Source organism: Pseudomonas tremae, from assembly GCF_023278125.1.
Taxonomy (GTDB): domain Bacteria; phylum Pseudomonadota; class Gammaproteobacteria; order Pseudomonadales; family Pseudomonadaceae; genus Aquipseudomonas; species Aquipseudomonas tremae.
Map to the genome: position 1 here is coordinate 5,290,992 of NZ_CP066270.1, position 19,706 is coordinate 5,310,697.

The 19,706-nt window shown below is 49.3% G+C and carries 15 protein-coding genes; 8 read left to right on the forward strand and 7 right to left on the reverse strand.

Annotation, left to right across the window (positions count from 1 at the left end; translation table 11 throughout):
* The first annotated feature begins 15 nt into the window (after nucleotides 1-15).
* The 7 genes from I9H09_RS23805 to I9H09_RS23835 all read left to right on the forward strand — a co-directional run bounded on the left by I9H09_RS23805 (nucleotide 16) and on the right by I9H09_RS23835 (nucleotide 6,670).
* Nucleotides 16-204, forward strand: a complete 189-nt coding sequence (locus I9H09_RS23805; protein ID WP_236502653.1) for a hypothetical protein — start codon at nucleotides 16-18, stop codon at nucleotides 202-204.
* 208 nt (nucleotides 205-412) lie between these two features.
* Nucleotides 413-1,465, forward strand: coding sequence for a hypothetical protein (locus I9H09_RS23810; RefSeq protein WP_236502654.1), 1,053 nt, complete (start codon nucleotides 413-415; stop codon nucleotides 1,463-1,465).
* Between the two features lie 17 nt (nucleotides 1,466-1,482).
* The gene (cysC, locus tag I9H09_RS23815; protein ID WP_057431038.1) at nucleotides 1,483-2,082 is read left to right on the forward strand and encodes an adenylyl-sulfate kinase; all 600 of its coding nucleotides are present in this window, start codon (nucleotides 1,483-1,485) and stop codon (nucleotides 2,080-2,082) included.
* Entirely contained in the window at nucleotides 2,076-2,813 is a 738-nt protein-coding gene (locus tag I9H09_RS23820; RefSeq protein ID WP_236502527.1) for a TSUP family transporter, read from the forward strand. Before cysC ends, I9H09_RS23820 begins: the two co-directional genes overlap by 7 nt.
* 7 nt (nucleotides 2,814-2,820) lie before the next feature.
* Nucleotides 2,821-4,260, forward strand: a complete 1,440-nt coding sequence (gene phnY, locus I9H09_RS23825; RefSeq protein WP_236502528.1) for a phosphonoacetaldehyde dehydrogenase — start codon at nucleotides 2,821-2,823, stop codon at nucleotides 4,258-4,260.
* Nucleotides 4,261-4,290: 30 nt separating this feature from the next.
* Nucleotides 4,291-5,508, forward strand: a complete 1,218-nt coding sequence (locus I9H09_RS23830; RefSeq protein WP_283108489.1) for an MFS transporter — start codon at nucleotides 4,291-4,293, stop codon at nucleotides 5,506-5,508.
* Nucleotides 5,486-6,670 (forward strand): ATP-grasp domain-containing protein, encoded by a 1,185-nt coding sequence (locus I9H09_RS23835; RefSeq protein ID WP_236502529.1) that lies wholly within the window; start codon nucleotides 5,486-5,488, stop codon nucleotides 6,668-6,670. Before I9H09_RS23830 ends, I9H09_RS23835 begins: the two co-directional genes overlap by 23 nt.
* A gap of 518 nt (nucleotides 6,671-7,188) precedes the next feature.
* Here I9H09_RS23835 and I9H09_RS23840 read toward each other — a convergent pair.
* The gene (locus I9H09_RS23840) at nucleotides 7,189-11,178 is read right to left on the reverse strand and encodes an ATP-binding protein (RefSeq protein ID WP_236502530.1); all 3,990 of its coding nucleotides are present in this window, start codon (nucleotides 11,176-11,178) and stop codon (nucleotides 7,189-7,191) included.
* Nucleotides 11,179-11,241: 63 nt separating this feature from the next.
* Here I9H09_RS23840 and I9H09_RS23845 point away from each other — a divergent pair, with 63 nt between their 5' ends.
* Nucleotides 11,242-11,586, forward strand: coding sequence for a LexA family protein (locus I9H09_RS23845; RefSeq protein WP_329610891.1), 345 nt, complete (start codon nucleotides 11,242-11,244; stop codon nucleotides 11,584-11,586).
* Here I9H09_RS23845 and I9H09_RS23850 read toward each other — a convergent pair.
* From I9H09_RS23850 to I9H09_RS23875, 6 genes are all read right to left on the reverse strand, one after another.
* On the reverse strand, nucleotides 11,486-12,142 hold the full coding sequence (locus I9H09_RS23850; protein WP_236502538.1) for a hypothetical protein: 657 nt from the start codon (nucleotides 12,140-12,142) through the stop codon (nucleotides 11,486-11,488). The two genes, I9H09_RS23845 and I9H09_RS23850, sit on opposite strands and share 101 nt — an antisense overlap.
* A 95-nt stretch (nucleotides 12,143-12,237) precedes the next feature.
* Nucleotides 12,238-13,071, reverse strand: a complete 834-nt coding sequence (locus I9H09_RS23855; protein ID WP_236502531.1) for a thymidylate synthase — start codon at nucleotides 13,069-13,071, stop codon at nucleotides 12,238-12,240.
* Nucleotides 13,072-13,411: 340 nt separating this feature from the next.
* Nucleotides 13,412-13,927 carry a hypothetical protein gene (locus I9H09_RS23860; RefSeq protein ID WP_236502532.1) on the reverse strand — a complete coding sequence of 172 codons (516 nt, stop codon included), beginning with the start codon at nucleotides 13,925-13,927 and terminating at the stop codon, nucleotides 13,412-13,414.
* A 1-nt stretch (nucleotide 13,928) separates the two neighbouring features.
* Nucleotides 13,929-16,019 carry a tyrosine-type recombinase/integrase gene (locus tag I9H09_RS23865; RefSeq protein ID WP_236502533.1) on the reverse strand — a complete coding sequence of 697 codons (2,091 nt, stop codon included), beginning with the start codon at nucleotides 16,017-16,019 and terminating at the stop codon, nucleotides 13,929-13,931.
* Between the two features lie 37 nt (nucleotides 16,020-16,056).
* A complete protein-coding gene (locus tag I9H09_RS23870; protein ID WP_236502534.1) occupies nucleotides 16,057-18,420 on the reverse strand; it encodes a site-specific integrase in 2,364 nt (787 codons plus the stop codon).
* Nucleotides 18,417-19,649 (reverse strand): tyrosine-type recombinase/integrase, encoded by a 1,233-nt coding sequence (locus I9H09_RS23875; protein ID WP_236502535.1) that lies wholly within the window; start codon nucleotides 19,647-19,649, stop codon nucleotides 18,417-18,419. Before I9H09_RS23875 ends, I9H09_RS23870 begins: the two co-directional genes overlap by 4 nt.
* Nucleotides 19,650-19,706: the final 57 nt, after the last annotated feature.

Below are 19,706 nucleotides of genomic sequence, written 5' to 3' on the forward strand. Positions count from 1 at the left end.
TTCGGGAGAGTCGAAATGACCGAAGACAATCAACAACAGCACCAAATCGAAAGGCAGGCAGCATTGGATGATATGAAACAAGAACTGCAGGACTTATTGTTCAGCGATGAGCAAGCCGTCACCAGTTCATTAAGTTCAGCCATCGCCAAACTGAAGAATGTTGAAGAAAATAACGTGTCTTCAGTGCAACTCGTTGCCCTGTAACAAATGAATATGCGCAAAAACAGCCGGCAATGCTGAGCGTCTTAGCGTGCTATTTTTCGGTCAACGAGTAGTGCAGGTGAACACTAGCCGACTATTGCCGTACGTAGAGTTCGCACGTAGTAAAAAACTGAACCTGTATGAGTGTTCATGGCGTGGTCGCGTCCGAAAGTAGAAGGCGCTTGTGTGCGTTATTTAACAAGGAGTTCAAATGAATAATGTCAAAGGTTTGCATGGGGCGAAGGTCATTTCTGGTTGTGCGCGATTTGTGCCCGGACATGCTTTGGAGCACAGTATCGTATGCCGTAAACCGAAACTGCTAAGAGCGGGGGATTTAGTGCTCTGCCAATCGCAGGAAACGAACGGGGTCTACCAGCATGTCGAAAACTTTCAAGGACACCCTGTAAGGATATTTGAACGTGACTATTTTGTTGGTGTGATTGCCAATCGATATTCGGGAACCAATGTGAATGGTTGTGTGCCCGAGGGTGAAATAGGCGAAAATAGTGTGCTGTACTTGTTAGCTCAAGGGGGCATTATCGGCGACGTCATCAGTTATGATACCGTCGAAGCATTGCCGATGCGACTGAGGGTTGTCGGAACACTTGCGGCGCCGACGATCTTCAGTACAATTAACGTTGCTGAATACCAGCATCTTGCGCCGGTCATTAACTTCGATTTTTCCACGCTTGGTAAAAAAGTCATTTTAGTCTGTGGAACTTCTGCAGAATCTGGGAAAACAACGTTTGTCAGTAACATAAACCTGGTTGCCAAGAAGGCTTCAACTGAAATAAAAACAGCGGCAATTAAGGTATGTGGTACAGGCCGCATGAAAGACTATCTAAATTTCGCGGACGCTAACTATGATGTAGTGCTGGATTTTGTACACTGCGGGTTGCCCACGACCTATGGCGTAGAGAAAGACGTTATCTGCAGCTCGTTTGTCACATTGCTTCATGCCGCAGTGCAATCAGCTGATTTGATCGTGATAGAAATAGGTGGTGATCTTCTCGAGGCTGGGGCAGATCTTATTTTGCCACTGATCACAAAAATCAACGGGCTGAGTATCGTACTGCTGGTCAATGATGCGATGGGCGCCCAAGAGGGCGTCCGAATATTAACCAGTCTTTCCAAAGCTCCAGACGTGATTGCCTCTTATCGGCAAAATCTATCTGCACTTTCTGCTCGACTGGACCTTGCCGATACTAAAATTATGCACCCCATGGATTTGGATAACATAAAAGGCTTTCTTCAGGCATTATGAGAACAGGAGTTGTCATTATGAGTAACATCGTTTGGACACACCATTTCATTTCGACGGCACAACGTGAACAAAAACAGAAGCACAGGTCTGGCGTATTTTGGTTTACGGGCCTATCTGGCGCGGGTAAAACAACGCTGGCCATGTTGCTGGAGAAAACTCTTTTTGATATGCACAAAAATATATGTGTCCTCGATGGCGATAATGTCAGATTGGGCATAAATAAGGATCTAGGTTTTTCCAGTGACGACAGGTCTGAAAATATTCGAAGAGCTGCTGAACTTTCAAAGATAATGGCCCGACAGGGATGTATTGTTATTGTCTCGCTTATTTCTCCCGCCGCTCATGATAGACAATTGGCACGTGAGATTATTGGAGAGAACTTTTTTGAAGTATTTATCAATGCTGGTTTGGACGTCTGCATTGACAGGGATACCAAAGGCCTTTACGCTAAAGCGCTTAAGGGAGAAATTGAGGGTTTCACCGGGGTTGGTTCTCCTTACGATGTGCCCTTGCTGCCCGACTTGGTAGTCAATACGGCTGAAATCAGTATTGAGGAAAGTAACAATCTTCTGTTGGATTTTATCCTGAGTAGGACGGTGGGGGCACTATCATGTTGAGTGGAGTTTACCTGCCACTGTTTATTTGTGTGCTGACGGCTGTTCAATCGATATTCGGCGTCGGGCTACTATTTTTTGGAACACCGCTTTTGCTTTTATGGGGCTACACGTACATTGATGCAATTAATATATTGTTGCCCTGCTCGTTGTTCTTAAGTTGCTATCAGGTTTTTGAAAGGCGGATCGGGTTACGTTTGTTCGAAAAGAGGGTGATACCGTTAATTTTGGTATGTGTCTCATTCGGTATGGTCGCGGCGTCGGCATTGACGGACACAGATTTTTTAAAGCCTTTCATCGCCGCATTGCTGGTATTGGTCGCCCTGCTGCGACTCAACCCTAAACTGTTAGAACTTTTCAGGCGGGTGTGTCGACGTTATAAGCATCAATCATTGGCTAGTATCGGTGTTGTGCACGGCTTGACCAATATGGGCGGCGGGCTGCTGACCTCATTTGCCTCCTCAACCTTCTCGCTAAAAGAAGAGGTTTCTAGTTATGTTGTTGTGGTGTACACGTTATTTGCGGCTACGCAAATAACCACCCTAGCATACTTAGGCAAGCTTAATATCCCTCGTGTGCAAACAGCTATATTGATAGCCTGTGTATTTTTGGTTCATAGGTTTATTGGGCGAGCATTGTTTAATAGCTTTAATAGCTTGGTTTATCAAAAAATATTTTCTATTTTCTTATTACTTAGCTCCCTGATGCTCAGCTATCAATATTTCTATAAGTGAGGTGGTTATGGGTCTTAATTTTGAAATGACAGGGGTGGTCGCGGGCAACGAAGCTGGATGTCAGTCCAGCATAGATATCTTCAATCCCTATAACAATGAGCGCGTGGGAAGTGTACCCTCGCTTGACGTGAAAGCTATAATTGAATCTATCAATTATGCGAATGGTTACAAAGCTAACTTAAAGCGCTCTGAAAGATTTGATATATTGATGCTCGCAAAAGACTTGTTGATGCATCGAAAACACGAATTCGCACGGCTCATTACATTGGAGTCTGGATTGTGCTTGCACGACACGCTGCATGAGGTGGAGCGCGCTTGCGATGTGCTACTTTTCTCAGCACAGCAAGCCTTGAGTGACGACGGCGCGATTATACCCTGTGATGTGACGGCCTCAAGAAATAATCGTGTGATTTATACTAAACGTGAGCCATTGAGCGGTACCATCGTCGCAATCACACCTTTCAACCATCCGTTGAACCAAGTCGTGCACAAGGTCGCCCCGGCGATCGCCAGCAATAATAGAATTATCGTCAAACCTTCAGAGAAGACGCCGCTCACTGCAATTCTATTTGCGAAATTACTCTATGAGGCTGGCCTCCCCAGCCATATGTTCCAGGTCGTCACCGCTAAAGCCGACGTGTTCGCAGATATCGTAATGAATCACGATGGGGTTGACCTGATCTCCTTTACCGGTAGCTCGTCCGTAGGCAAGGCCATTTCCAAGGCTGCCGGCTATAAGCGCCTGGTGTTGGAGTTGGGTGGGAATGATCCGTTGATCGTGTGCAACGATGCAGACCTTAAGATTGCGGCTGCGTTGGCGGCATCAGGTTCATTCGCTAATTCGGGGCAGCGATGCACGGCGGTCAAGAGAATCTTGGTCGACAGCAAGGTGAAGTCGGAATTTATTGAACTTTTCAAGATTGAGGCAATGAAGTTCAAGAGCGGGGACCCCATGGATGAATCAACCCGTGTAGGGTGTGTAATTGATAAACAAAGTGCGCAGAGCATCTTTGATCGAATCGATTCGGCGATTGCCGGTGGGGCGAAATTGATGTTTGGGGGGGAAGGTTCGGGCGCTTTGATCCAACCAACTATTATCAGTAACGTTAACCCGAGCATGGCATTGGTCGCGAATGAAACCTTTGGACCGACGGCACCGGTCATGGAGTTCAGCAGCATCGATGAAGCTATCAGTATTTCCAATAACACCCGATTCGGACTATCGGCCGGTATTGTTACAAACAACCTCAATTACATATCCAAATTTGTGAATGAACTTGAAGTTGGTACTATAAATTTTAATGAGGTACCCGGATACCGTACAGAGTCCTCGCCTTTCGGCGGTATCAAGGACTCGGGGTTAGGCTATAAAGAGGGCGTGGTCGAAACGTATAAAGGATATACCAACATAAAAACGTATTCGTTGCCTTGGGAACGAAACTATTAAGCTCGGTTTATAACTTCTGGAGTATACGTTGTGCGGGCGAGTAGAGATAGACAGCGAATAACGCGTTTTTTTCTTTTCAGCGCTTTTTTTTTAATGGCCGTGCAATGCGCGATTGAGCCATTTCTTGCATTCTTTTTGCTCCGGCTGCCTAACGTCAACGGACTGGCTGTGATTCTCATCGTTTCGTTTCAGCCATTAGGTGCGCTGCTGAGTGGTGTCGTGGGCGGAGCGATGTCGGATAGATTTGGCAGGAAGCTGATCTCGAATATCGGTATCTGCGGTGTTTCAATGGTTTTCTTTATTTTATACCTAGTTAGTGCGAGCTGGTCCGATGCCGATTTTTACCCGTACTTTGTCGCTTCTGCTCTGTTTTTATCAGGTGTTTGTTTTTCCTTGTATTGGCCAGTATCCCAAGCCCAGTTGGCGGATTTTTTGCCGATAGAAGAAAGGCATTCTGCATTCAGGAAGCGATATGTTGCTATTAACATAGGTGCCGCGCTGGGGCCCCTGGCCGCTTTATACACCGGTTTTGCTGCGTCTAAGGCAATGTTTCTTGTAGCGTCTATTGTCTATATTGTTTATTTGTTGGTCCAACTCGTTTTGGCGAGGTGTATGACGAGACTTGACGTACCCGTTAGCGCTGAGAAAAAGTCTATGACCAACGTGACCCAGGTACTCACGGATACTAAATTGGTATATACGCTGATCGGGGTCATATTCTTTTTAATGACGTATTCCCAGCTGGAAACTAACATTGCTTTGCTCATTCGAAATCTGTTTTCTGTGGACAGTCTTGCCTTTTATACACAGCTCGTGAGCTTGAATGCCATCAGTATCTTTTTACTTCAGCCGTTGTCTTCTTTTTTGGAGCGCCGACTTAGCAAGCAAATCACGCTGATCGCTGGAGGTTGTGTGTCACTGCTGGCCTACGGATTGCTGGGCAGCGTTGAAACTAGCAAGTACATATTGTTTTTATTTGTCGCACTCCTGAGTCTCGCGGAGGTTTTGATTATTCCAACAGCAGCTGCTTATGTCGATTCCTTGGCGCCCCCGAATATGCGCGGCACCTACCTTGGGCTCATGACCTTGAAGCGGATCGGTAATGTAACGGGGCCCGCAATCGGTGCGTTCGTTATCGCTAAAGGCGGCGCAATTGCATTTTCATTAGCGATGGCAGTGTTCTGCCTGCTATCTATTCTGTCTTTCAAATTATCTGGAGAAAAACGTGAATATACTAATTATTCATAAAAGCGAGTTTTCCAACATGCGCTACGATGTGGCCGTTGATCATGATGAGCACTCGGTCGTTTATTTTGGTGAGCAGGCGTATTTGGATAATGTCCCTGCGAATCTACGCTGCACTAAAGTGTGCGGTGGCGCCGAGGAACGCCTTGGCGCTGCTTTGGATAAGTACCTGAGCTCGGCAGTAAAGTTTGATCGGATTATCGCTCGACATGAATTGCTCATAGAGTTGGCGGCTGAGATGAGGCTTAAGTACGGCATCCCGGGAATGCTTCCCGACACAGCCATCAATTTCAGGTCCAAGGTGCGGATGAAGGAGGTTTTGTCCAAGACGGGAATCCCAACGCCACTTTTTGTTGATGCTCAAGCCTGTGATCAAATTGGCTGGACGGGACGAACGATTGTCAAACCGAAAGATGGCAGCGCCAGCCGCGGGGTTATCGATTTTGCTTCCGTCTCAGCTGCCGTTGAGCATTTGACGCATTTGGACGCTTCTACCTTATCTCAACTGGAAGTTGAGGAGTTCATTGAAGGGCAGATATGGCATGTTGATGGATACCTACACGACGGCGAAGTCGTGGTTGTGGGCACGTCTCGCTACTTCGGCACCTGCTTGGAGTTCATGGAGGGCCGACCCTTCGGTTCAATTCAATGCTATAACGCGGAACTGGAAAGTCTGGCCATTCGATGTGTAAAGGCGTTGGGTGGTGTGACACTGACATTTCATCTGGAAGCGATAGAGTCTTCTCGCGGATTTATATTTCTTGAAGTGGCTGCCAGAGCGGGTGGAGGATACATCGTTGAGATGCTGGAGAGGCGTACCGGCACCCACCTACATTCGCTGGCGATAGCCTCTGAAGTCAAGGGTAGTGTAGATGAACGGTTTGTCAGTACGGCGGATAATGGCTATGTGTATGAGGATTTCATGTACCCGGGCCATATATATGAGGGCGCTCCCGTCAGAGTTGATACCGCTGTACTTTCCATGGCTGATACGAACATCGTCAAACACGTCGTCAATGAGAACGTCCCCTTGACGACCTTAGCCACTTATAGACCGAGAAACCTGCCCTTTTCGGGTGTTGTTCAGGGGCTCACATCAGAGGCGGTGATAGAAAATATCAAAGCGATATTCAACACAACCGCGATAACGCCTATTGAGTCTTAAGGGATCAAGTTGTCCTTAATCGGTGTTCGGGCTAGATGTCGTTCAGTAAGGTGGACGTTCATTTTGTGCTTTAGACGCAAATTTGACACGTCCAAACTGCCAGCACTGCTGAGCCGTTACTTCGATGGGTTATAACCTTTGCGGTATGAATTCACGTAAATGATGTCACAAAGCGTCAGCTTAACGCTGATTTCCGAATCGAGGTCTTGCTTGGTGTATTTGTCCATAAGTTCCGGAGCCTTGCTAACTGTTATATGTGTTTTATCTTCAATAAATCATATACTTACCTAATCTAACTATTTTTCGGATTTTTCTTGCGAGAAAGTTCGTGGCCGTCAATCTGAAAAAACGGCAACCGCACGGTAACTTCCTTTTTTTGAGCGACCGTCGGGAGGAGGCCTATTCCGTTCAGGTGCCTCTGGGAGGTGGCTCACCATTGAATTAGCCCTTCAGCTCCCTGCGGCCTAGCTCCAGACCTTCGAGCGATCGTTTGGCGAAGTAAATTACAAATTATCAAATCAATCAGAAATACCACGCAGCACCCCTCGAACGCGCCACGCATCCATCAATTGCAGTATGTGGGAGGATGCTTGGGCCTTGCAGTTTATGGCTATTGCGTCTCCGAAGGTGCCTACACTGTCGAAGATTCGCAGCTCTCCGCTAACGGGCATTCCTACTCGCTTCAAATAAGCTTTGCGGTCCCCGTCACGGCTGGCTACCAACGTTACTAGCTCACCACGCAGGGCCTCTAAGTCCTCCGAACAGGAAATCTGTAGGGGTTCCAATAGCACCCAGTCGCGATGACGAATTAATGGGTAGCCGCTGTGGTCAACAATACGAGCGATTACCAACGGCGCTCCAAAAACTTTGCTGTTGTCGATATATCTGGCCTCACCTGCACCGACTTGCGCAATTGAGTCGTAGAGGACCCCGACGATGGGCATTAGACGGACTTTATTTCGCGGTAATGCCAATGCAGGCGCAACCTTCTCGCTAACGGATTGCTCACAAGCCAGCATCAATTTGCTGATATCAGTTTTATCTGAGTGGTAACGTCTGGCGAACGTCTTATCGCTATACAGAGCGATGACTGGATCGCCACATTTTGCTGCTTTTTCAAGAGAGACGATCACCACTTGTCCCTGTCTTGCGAGGGCGCCAAGTGAATCACCATGGATCGCATACAGTGCCACATTCCCCAGCGAGTCCAATGAGACCGCGCTTGGGGGCTCAGCGGGTGAGGCGACCTCTGTCTGTGTTTGAGCGCTAAAGTCACCAAGCACACGAAATTTCTGCTCGTTATGAGCTAGTACAGTGGGTGCTTCTGGTGATGTGGCAAAGAAAAGTTCTTCATCGTCTCGAGTCAACCGTCCCATGAACCTTGCATAAGCTGCTGCGCAGCTTCTTATCAGCCGGTCAACCTCCGAAAAGCCTTCATCAACGGCTGCGGCATCATGGGGCGTAATTTTTCGAAGGTCATGATGGGCTTGGTTGATCGTTGTGTAAAAGTGGGTGCCCGGTTTCAACGAGTTACAACTCAGCAGCTTTTCGAAAGGAGGCTCTTGGAAAGGTAATTCTCCAGCATTGCGTGCACTGGCTATATGAGCGATCAGGTCCGCTAGGGTTGGTTTGTAGAGCAGCATAGGGTCAGCTGCGAGCAAGTCCCACAAGCGGTTCTCGATATGCAGCCTAACCCGTTCCACAAACTCTTGGCTCGCCGCAACGTCATTGGAGTCGTTACACCATGCTTGGCGACGTTCATTTACTTCTTCGAGCGTAGGAGTCAGAGCGATTGTCAACCTGGACAAAGACAAAGGGCTGATCTGCAACATGGTCCATGATGGGATCGTGGAGGAGCTTCTCGGTAACTTGTCTTTTACTGCGGCGATGAACCGATTGTCGTTGGACGTGATAATGATCGCCATACCCGCTTTTACTAAAGCTGGTACTGCTGCGGCAAGATTCTCGGTGTTAATAGGATCAAAGAAGGTCTGTGGATCATCCAGCTGCAACACCTCCAACGCGCCAGAGCGTTCTCGGATGCGCTCCCATAGGCTGAAAACGAACGCCCATACACAAGCTCGCAGATGAGATGAATTCATGATTTCGTGAGCTTGGACGCGTACCGCGCCTAGCCCGGCGTATAGCCCTACCCCTTGAGAGCGGGCAGGATCTAGTCCGAGATACCGCGGTCCACCATTGTAATGAGGACGATAAATCAGATCGAGCCAAGCGGTTGTACGAGTCTCCAGCAACTGAATCAGGCCTTGGACTTGATATTCAACCAATTGTGGTAAACGTGTCAGCTGCTGTATCGCTGCGGCTGCGCGTTTAATTAGCCTAAGTCGTTGACTCGCGAGCACCCAGCGCTTACGAGCCTCCTCTATCACGTCAATCTGCCGCGTTAAGGCAATTAACGGCTCTGAAGTGGTAATCGCCTGGTGCAGTGCTGACAACTGGTGCCTGATTGGCAGGTTGATCAAATCGGGCATTTCGTCGACTTTCTCGCCCCGGGAAAATGATCCGACTCCCAAGTAGTTTGCCAAAAGCGTCTGCATTACCGCCTTGACAGCTATACGCTGCGTACTCAACGTCACGACGTGCTGTAGATTGGCAAATCGGCTGGCCAGCCCCCCCGTCGCAAGCTCCTCAGGCAAGCTGATAAGATCGGAATGCTGTTCGGCGGAAAGCGAGTGCGCTTTGATCAAGCGGTCCCAAAGCTTACGTGCATTCCTCTGGATTGGTTGAAGGTCCGCTGCGAAAGATTGGTCCTTGAGTGCCTCGTTGACATAAGCATTTTTATAAAGATCGAGAACAGTACCGCGACCTTTGTATTCGGCAAAGGTTTTCAGGTTCTTCGGTAGCGCCTCCAGCAGCTCACTCGCAGCACCCTGTTGCCAATCCGCAAGTGATTTTGTTGCGTCCTGGTGCGCCTGAAGCCCTGCCTGAAGAGCGGTAGCGACATCGGAGTCTAAGAGGGCGTCAGGTGGCACTTTGACCAGATCTGAACCGCAGACTGGGCAGTCAGAGATCGGTTTATCTGGGTGTTGCCGCCGGTGCCACAGCGCAACCATTGTGTATAACTGCTGGCGTGCGGCTTGTTCCTTGTTCTGCTGACGCTTGACCTGATCTGCCGCTCGTTGTGCTAGCTCTTCTAGTTTAGCGAGGACGGCGATTCGATCCGCGTCGCTGATTTCCTCGATCTGTTGGATGGTTCGAAGTGAGGGAAGTCCTTTCAGAGCTGCGCCGGTTAATTGCTCTCTTGCCAAGGCGAGCTGGCCAAGGAGGGTTTGACTGCGCTCTGGCGTTGACAACGAGGTCGTGCTGCCAAGAATCATCTCAATGTCGCTCAGACCGCTTGCTTGGTGCTGGACGAGCTTCTCGCGGACGGTTGCGATCGAGCCGCTACAACTTTGTTCAGGGCTTACCTTTTCAGGTGTCAGTAAATCGGGCTCAGGACCAAGCGTTTCAGCCTGTGCACGCCAAGCGTCGAGAAACGAAGCCTTGCTGCCTATGAAATGAATACGAGCAGCATCCTTGGCATCTATGGCAGTGTCGGTGTCGTCCTTCTCCAAGCGTCGGACGAGGCGTGGTAAACGCATGCCCAGATCCTGCAATGGCCGTAAACCTGTTAGCTGAGCGATTGCCTCGGCAAAGCTTGTCTTTTCATCGAAGCGCATATTTGCAGCGATAGCAGGCATCAACGTACCAGCTTCGATGGCCCACTGTGGCAGCCGTAAGTCGTCTAAGCCACTTACGTTTACAGATACAGTTCCTCTGGTATTTCGCGTCAGCTCGCGTCTGACGGTCACACCGTTTCCATCTTGGTCCTGCAAGTCCAGCTCCACCCATGTGTCACACGCGGGGCGGTCGCCTAGCAGCGAGAGATCTGACGCTGAAGGCAATGGGACGATCACGGGTAGAGTGAAACTGGTGTTAGTGTCGCTCTCGCCATTTGTTGACATTACGTCGACGGTGATTGGATTGTGTACCTCCGATGGCTTGTGTTGAGAACGATGTGCCTTACCAGTTAGGCACCACATGATCGCACTCTGCAATGCGGATTTACCGGCGCCGTTGAACCCCCAGATGCAGGTAACATCGCGATCGAGTCGAACGGTCAGAACCTCAGGTGCTTTCCCGGCCGAATCGCAGTGACGCTGAAGCCCAGCAAAACGATGGGCTCGAAACTCTTGGAGCCGCCAACAAGGACGCGAGGCTGCGGAACTCGCTACATGGCTGCGAGGCACATGTGGCTGCGGCTTACCAATGGCACCGAGTAGTTGATCAACCTCGCTGCTTGAAACTGGTTTTGCCTGCGCCCAGAGATCCTGCCGCCGTGCATAAAATCCCAGCGCGAGGCGAGCATCTTCAAGGTCTAGGAAAAATTGACCAGCGCCCTGAGGAAGGTTGATCGGTTGACCGGCACAAAGCACATCAACGATTTGATCTAGCGTGCAGTTTTCCAGATCCAGAGTTTCGGATTGCGTAGGAGGGTCAGCTTTCATGAGGGCATCCTTGGCTTCATCTATTGCTAAAGGCTAACGTGTAATACAGCGGGAATCTAACCTTTGCAAGGTGCGGGATCATGCCGTTTTCCTAACCCAGCAGCGGATCACATCGAGCAGGACTTTTCATTCGACCGGTTAATGGATTTGCGTGCGCCTCACATCTACGTGGCCAAGATCGATGGCGACAGTATGGAAGGTGCAAAGATTTTCCATGACAGCCTGGTGGTCATAGATCGGTCGCGAACGCCGTCCAGTGGCAGCATCGTGATTGCGGCGCTGAACAATGAGCCACTGTGCAAAATTCTTATCCTGCAGGGTGACCATGTCGTGCTGAAGTCAGCCAACCCGGCCTATCCATACTGGTATTACGGCAAAAAGCAGAGCGGACACGCTGCCCTTGTTTGATCTGTCGAACCAGGATTTCCCAGCGATGATCTGCCGGGATGACGGCTTCCTTCATTTCAGGCGGCAGCGTCTCTTGCTCACCTGCATGCATGGGGCGCAATCGGTGAGACCTGTCTGGATGGTTCTCGAACCACAGGGCATCACCGGTTTTCCATGGCGTATCAGAGAGGCAGATACCGCTGACAGGCCCTGTAACACCCGCACGCTGCATGGTGCTCTGAACAATCTTATCCTGCCCGCCGATACCCGACGGCAGGTTCTTCGACGCCTCTAATGCGTCACCGACAGGCTGGCCACCTGAACCACCTTTCATTTGGTCAATCGCATCCAGGATGGCATCAGTATTCTGGTTAATGTAAACCCCAGATCCCATGACGACATCAAGCTGGTTTTGGCAGCACTCCCCGGCCAGAGCGGCCTGGCCATCCGGCAAGACTCCGCCGAAAGTACGTGAATTGTGCGGCAAGGGCTTGCGGCATATGCCACAGGCATCACCCGCCTTTTTCAGAACCTTCGGAAACTCTTTCTCGTACCTGCGGCACTCTGATCGGTTCATTCCGTGGAAACCTCGTGGTCGGACGAAGGAAACGCTAGCGCCGAACGATCTCGGCGCACTGAATGCATCTGCGAATGGCCGCTGGGTAAGCCAGACTACACGGCCACTGGAGCTTTAATACTTGGGTAGGCGTCGTACCCTACGATTTCAAAGTCCTCGAAACGATAGTCATAGATCGAGTCTGGGCGGCGCAATATCTTCAGCTGAGGAAGCTGTCGAGGCGTACGACTTAGCTGCTCTTGGATCTGCTCCATGTGATTGGAGTAGGCATGAGTGTCGCCGGTCGTGACTATGATCTCGTGAGGGATCAGATCGCATTGCTGTGCCAGCATATGGGTCAGCAGTGCCAACGCAGCGGTGTTGTATGGGAGCCCCAGGAACACGTCAGAGCTGCGGATGTAGAGCTGCATCGACAGATGCCCATCGTGGACGAACGCCTGGTAGAGAAGATGGCAAGGCGGCAGAGCTTGCAAGCCGTTCTTCGCGTTCTCCTGTGGGCTCTGACGCTCATCTGGGAGGTACTCAACGTTCCAGCCATGGAACAGAATGCGACGGCTGTTAGGATTAGTCCTCAGCGTCTCAACCATGTAGTCGATCTGGTTGATCGTGCGACCATCCTTGGTCGGCCATGCAGTCCACTGTTCTCCGTAGACCGGGCCTAGATCACCCTCCTCGGTGGCCCACTCGTCCCAGATTCTGACGCCGTTTTCGTTGAGCCATTTGACGTTCGTGTCGCCACTGAGCATCCAAATCAGCTCATTGGCGATGCTCTTGAAGTGAAGCTTCTTGGTGGTCAACAGCGGGAAGCCATCGGCGAGGTTATGCCGGAACTGCCGGGCAAACACAGCTTTGGTGCCGGTGCCTGTCCGATCCCCTTTGACCAATCCATTGGTGATGACGTCTGTGAGGAGGTCTAGGTACGCTTTCATGATGGCCTCTGGTCGGTTGCCCCAAAGGGGGAACGTCTGAAAACTGCAATGATACCGAAAAGGAAAACCGGAGCGCAGTGTGTTTGGTCGTGGGCGCAAGCACCGGATGTTGAGTGATGACTGATTGAGAGCGAAAAAACTGGACGACAGCGACATTTTCATCACCCGCTTCCACAGCACGAACGTCAGGGAGCCCTATCAACCTAGTACGCCGCTCTCGCAATCCAGAGTTAAAATAGTGGGCTCATTAATCCGAACGCCAATGTATCCGGCATCTGCCCTGCATGCTCAAAAAATGATCAGTGAACCACTTCTAGTCTTGCGATACCCACGCCCAAAGTCATCCTCTGTTAGACGTTTCCAGAACATCGATCACGTCCTGGAGGCGCTCGATTTCTTTACGCGCTTTGGTCAAATTTTGCTGGGTCTCAGCGAGCCTTCGTTTATAGAAATCCAACGACTCGGCCAATAGCTTTGACTCTTGTAGATGCAAGCGATGGCTGTCCTCCTTTTCAGCAGCGTTGTTGAACCAATAGATTAATTCCAAACGCGACGCCGCAAGCTTTTCCGTAAGCACGCTGACTGGATCAGACTTTTTCTTCTTAGACATTGCTTTACGGATTTCAGCAATAGCCCTATCCTCCTTGATGGACTCAAGCCTTTTGAGAGGCCATTCCCGACCACGAAGTGTGTTGCGATGAAGCCCAGTCAAACGACTTAATTCAGCCGCTGTAGGTTTGAGTTTGATATCACCAGATATCTTCATCAATGCTTGGGTGATGGATTCGGTATTCTTGTCAAAATCCTCACCATTCTTGGCATCAAAATCATAGCCTGATTTTATAGACGCACTCATATTATACCTCGTGCCCAAGTAACAGCAGCACTTCGCGCGCTTCGGTCATTGCTTCTCGACTGGCCTCGTGTAGGTGGCTCATTGAGGGGCTGGCGAGAATGCGTTGATTTTGTTCAAACACCCCCTGCCAGGCAGGAGCATTGCCTTCTGTTATAACTGCACTGGAGCAACGATTAGGGTTGCATCGTAATCCGCCAAGACAAGGAATTGAGGGATCAAACTCCTCAGCTCGGTTGCCATAACAAAATGCCTGACCGACGCTGACAACCGCAATACGCTGTTCAGCGATGGCCTCATAAATCTCACCTTCGGTGTAGCCTGCGGCGAGGTAACCATCAAATGTTTTTTGCAGGTTAGCTACATGGTGCGCGGCATTTTTCCCAGCAAATCCTTTGCCTGGGTCATATATGTTTTTGACCAACTCCAGCTCGGCAGTATGCCGAAGAACTCTGCTAGAATCATGTTTAGAGTTAGAAGCGAGCATATCGCCAATTTCGCCATAGGCCAATGTAGTCTTGCTAAATCCCTTGGTAACCCCAAATGAACCAACAATCCCGCTGAAATGTTTCAACTGATGGGAAATGAATGGGAGCCCCACATCCGCGCGATACAATTGGTATGCGAGAGTATGTCGCAACATATAAGGATAAAAATTCAACTCATTATATTCGTTATCACTAAGAGCCTTTTTTAGAAAGGCGCCAATCGTCGATTTATAAGAGACCCCAGATAGCGCCTCCGGCTCCTTTCCAAAAGGCACAGTGAATGCATTGGAAAATACATAAGGATTGGCTTTTATTTGAGAGATCAGTATGCAGGCCTGGACAGCGTCGCGGACGATTGGGATTGCCACCCAATAATCATCGAACAAAAGTACAGACTCTTCCCGATGCTTATGAACATTGCTTCTGATCAACCACCGGCTGCCATCAGGCTTCAAGCATTCGGAACTGATCAGATCGGCCAACTCCGAGACACGCATGCCTGTGTATTGGGCGATCATGTACATGCAAGCGTAGGAAACGAAATTCAAATAAAACCAAAATGCCTCATCCGGCACATAACCATGAACTTCTTTGAACCGTTTGAAAGCGGTGACTGAGCAACATGACAACATTTCAACAGTAAACTGGTCATCCCGGCCAATTGCCCGCTTTATATCTTCCATCGGGTGTCCGGCAATGGATAGGCGCTTGTACGTGTAAAGGGCAAAGGTGTCAGGATTAATATTATTACGCTCGGACTCCCTGTAGCCTTGCTCATTCCGGCGAGCCAAAGAGTTAGCGTCAATTATAGGGATATTCATCGACTCCAAAAAGTCCACAATCACAAGGGAGCCCATCATCGAAGCATGCTGGAAAGCATTATTCGATAAGATTTTTTCCTTGGGTGGTTTCGGCAAATTTTCTTTTTGTTTGGCCGCTACGGACGCCCAAGGAAGATTTGCCGCAACCACATTCGCCAATGCCCCTACGAATACCGTCCCCCTGAAAAATGGCGACCATACAATGTCAAAGAATTGCCGAATCCGTTCAGAGTAAATGCGCGGATATTTTTTTGCCGCTATCTCATAGCAATGTACCGGAACAAGCTGGAGAGAGTTGATCTCGGCTAACACAAATTCATCGCCGAACGCCTCCGACATCACTGAAAATAGCGTATCCAAAAAAGCTAGACCTTCGTTGAACAAGCTCACCACTGTGGCGGCCTTAGGGATTCTTTTGGCCTTGGAGTTTTTGTCGGCAATCACTAGAGCGTTTGGAGCTAATGCGTAGCACTGGATGATGACCTTGAGCTCAATCAGGACGCCCGCAGGCACATTTGGAAAGCGCTCAAAATTAATCAGCAACTTGCTACCACGCATAGTCTTAGCGGCATTTCTATTGTCCAGATTCCAATCCCAGACAGGATCCAGAAAATGCGAGACCTTGGTGACGCTGTAACCCTTGAGATAGTTATAGAAAGCTAACGCATCTCCTGCCAACTCTTGGCGCACGCTTTGGTCCTCTACTTCCTGAACCAAGCGATCTGTGACAGATTTGAAGTATGCCAGCCTAAGCAAAGGCATCACTTTGTATTCTAAATCCAGCATACACTATCTCCAGCTTTAGATGCCAGTACAAACACTGTCACAAACCCACGCCATCAATCACGACAGTTGAGTCGATAAATTCTGATAAGATTTCCGCTTCTCGCAACTCATCAGGAGAAAAATCAGACCCCGGCCCAACGATGCCCTCAATAAGAGAAAGATTATCAAGAATAACCTGCCCATAAGGAGTATCCATCACCCGAGCTACCTCTGTAGCTCGTAGGTAATCTCTACGCATCGCAAAAATATCAGGCAAGTTCATGACGGTTATCATGCAGTTATCACACGCCAAGCACTTATTATAGAGAGAACATGGTTTACCAGGGACGTAATAGATCGACTTCTTGATCATCTCTGGGGGATTGAAAATATTCTTACAACTAGCCAATGGGGTTTTGAATATGATATCGGAATCTTCAACCTGCTCATATAGTAATGATTCGCCAAGTGCGCTCGCTGGCTCGCCTTTCAGGGTTGAATGCAGTGCTTTCTCCTGCAGCGAACGAAGCTCAGACTCAAGCTTGTCACGGGCAATGCGGTTATAGTCCAACTGATCCAAATAATCGATGGTGGTTGAAAGGTACTTATGACCAAGAATGACTTGTACCTCTCTCAGCGGCACCCCCTTTTCGATAAGCTCACTTATGAAACTAGGCCTTAACCTAGCTGCAGTGATAGACAACGGCTGTCCATCATCTCCCACCAACCCCTTAGCTTTAGAGTACTCCATAAACAGATCAGTCACTACATCTGCCCTAGCAGTCTTCAGAGACCTGATGGCATTATAGTTTTTGCGACTGCTAGACTGCCATATGAATAAATGTTCTTTAACCCCAGGCGACGCTTGGCTCCGTAACTGCGCAGTCAAGGCCAAAACATCATCGATAATTTTCTTAACCTCAATAGACTGAGAATGAGTCAACCATGTGATATCTGCCTGAAATATGTCCAAATGGTATTCTTTTTCGCCACTGGATCGCTCCTTCCAGTAACGCAAGCAAGGCCTGCCGCTAAGCCGATGGCGCGGCACGTAATCTTCAACGTCCAGATATTTTAGCGAGTTTGCGTTTAACCCTGTAACCTGAGCAAGCCGCACGACATAGGGGGCGATAACCTTCAAATCGACCTTCCATATGACACCCCAACTCTCCAAGACCGCGCGCGTACCTATGCCGCTATTAACCAGAGTCCGACTAAAAAAATACTTGTATCCTGAAATTGCATTAGCATGGGAGAAGTCAAATTTGCAATCGAATTTATTTTCAAATACCCATCGCGCGCTATCAAGTGCATTCTCAGCCCAAATAAATTTACCGTTGTGCTTCATGGGGTCTTGGCCCACCCCACTCTTCGCATATGGCTTAGCCATAGAATTGTATTTAGCAATATCGGCCTCAATGACATTCGCGATGATATCTCGCTCAGCTGGCGTGTAGGGCTTGTAGTTATCTGTCACCCGCTCACTTGAGAAACCAGGGGCATTGAAGAACCTAAGCCCCTCCATCCCTTTAATAGATCCAGTAACTTTCAACGCAACGCGAACGTAGCTAAGCTGAGTTGTGGCAAATGATGGTGAAATGATCCTACTATTGACAAGATTATTAAGATATTTACGAAATCTTGCAAGAAGCATAGGATCCAACAAGCGCTGATAGGCCTCCTGACCACTGCACCCCTCGGAGACCAACATATTGCAAATGTACGTATAAGCACTCCAGCACTTGTAGTACTTTTTCTCACCGGACTTCGCCAGTGCACTCTGAGAGAGAATATGTAGCAAAGGAGCGAAAGGCAGCTCTTCATTACTGGCTGCCAGGTCCTCAACAGAATTCAGTACTTTCCCCAAAATTGCGTTAACTTTATCATTAACGCTCAAGCCCTTTTCGGACGGACCATAAGCTGCAGTCCGTTCCTTTACAGTTTTATAGGAAGGGTCTGCATAACCAGCCTCGGCGTGTTCTGCATTGATAGTTTCAAAAGCATCAGCAACGCCCTTGAGATATCCGGCAGCGTGCGTAACGCCTTTGAGCTGGGACACTTTGGTATGGCAATAACGGACTGTGATCTTATTGCCATTAAGGGGGACTGACTGCTTTTCTTCCGGGCTGAGAAATCGATACCACCTGAAGAGTTTTAGACGCCAACTACATGCAGTAGTGGACATCTCTCCGACCTGCAGAAGCCCGAATGCCTGTAGATCCAACACAATCAAATCAGTGTATTTCTCCAGAACCTCCTTATCGACTGCATTTAGTCTGTGCAGGTTGATGTAGTCGTCACTGAGCTCAAGGCGACCATCTGTCCTCATAGGCACAAACTCAATCTCAGTCATAAGCATCTGACTGGATCTGGTTCGCTGATACCATTCTTCGACATGAATGATGGGATTGTGCCTATTCATTTCTTGTCTCCAAGACCAATACGCTTACGCGTCTCACTCACAAGCTGGGCCGTAATCTCAGCACGAGTCTTAAGCTCAGAGTCGGTACCACACAAAGTTCTGTAAATACTTTGGGGAATCGCTGTATACGTCTCTACGGTTTCGAGACGAGCATGCCCCAAGGACTTCTGGGTAATAACAAGCCTGTCCAAAAAATCAGTCCCCAAGTCCGGGCTATTAAGGATGGCGTAAGCGTTGCCATGCCGGAGCTTGTGAGGCGACACAGCACGTGAAAGCCTGCCGGACATCACCCCACGCTTCGACACCCTCTCCAACAGCTTGCTGATGGTGTCAGCACTATATGCCTCGCCGTCAGCGTTGAAAAAACAAGGCGTCTCACTCTCATCTCTGAACTTGCGCGCATATGTTTTATATAAAGGGGAAGCGTGGTACTTGCGGATACGCTCAAGGGTAGGCCGACTAACAATCGAATATCGAGGCTTGATCTCATTTCCGGCCCCCTTGCTGCCTTCAATATAGACCGGACAGTAAGCAGGCAATGCCGCAACCGTAGTCGCCGTACCGACCATTTGAGTGGTGGCAAACCGAAGCGCTTCCTTTACCGCGAGGAGAGTAACCCGGCCGACCTCAGAGCGACGGGTACCGGCATCGTGCATAAACTGCAGCAAGCAGCGCTCCCTCTCCAGCTCAGTACTAAGCAGAAGGCCTTTTAGCTCTGAAGGGTCGCAGCCAATAACTAAACGGCGCTTGGGCGCAGGCGTGATGAGACCGAGCTCGTAAGGATTATCCTCACGATAGGCTGAGCGCTGATGACCAGTGCTGCAAAGAAAGTTAGAAAAGAATGCCATGTAGCAAGCATCTCGATTTCGCAGCGTCGTTGAGTCGAGCTCTTCCTCGACCCTCAGGTGATAGAAATAACGACTCAAGCCGCTACGACTTATGACCATCAGAATCTGATCAGCGGTCAAGTGCTTGTAGTCGTCCAGGGCCTGGTGGTGCTTGATCAGGTAGCCGAGGTTACGACCATAGGTTTCGGCGCTCTGGTAAGCGAGACTGGCATCCTTCACTCCCCGGGAAAGGTATTCACTCACGAGAGGGACGATTCGTTCTTGATCGTCGAACAGGGCAGCGCCAACCACCGTCTTAGCGCCTTTGACGGTTGGGGCTTCTTCATTCAACTGGGACTGGCCAAGGTCAAGCTTCAACCTTGCAGCGATGACCACCTTCATAACATTCCTCCATCATCCTCGTGACCATACTCCGCACTATGTGCAAAAGGTCAACGT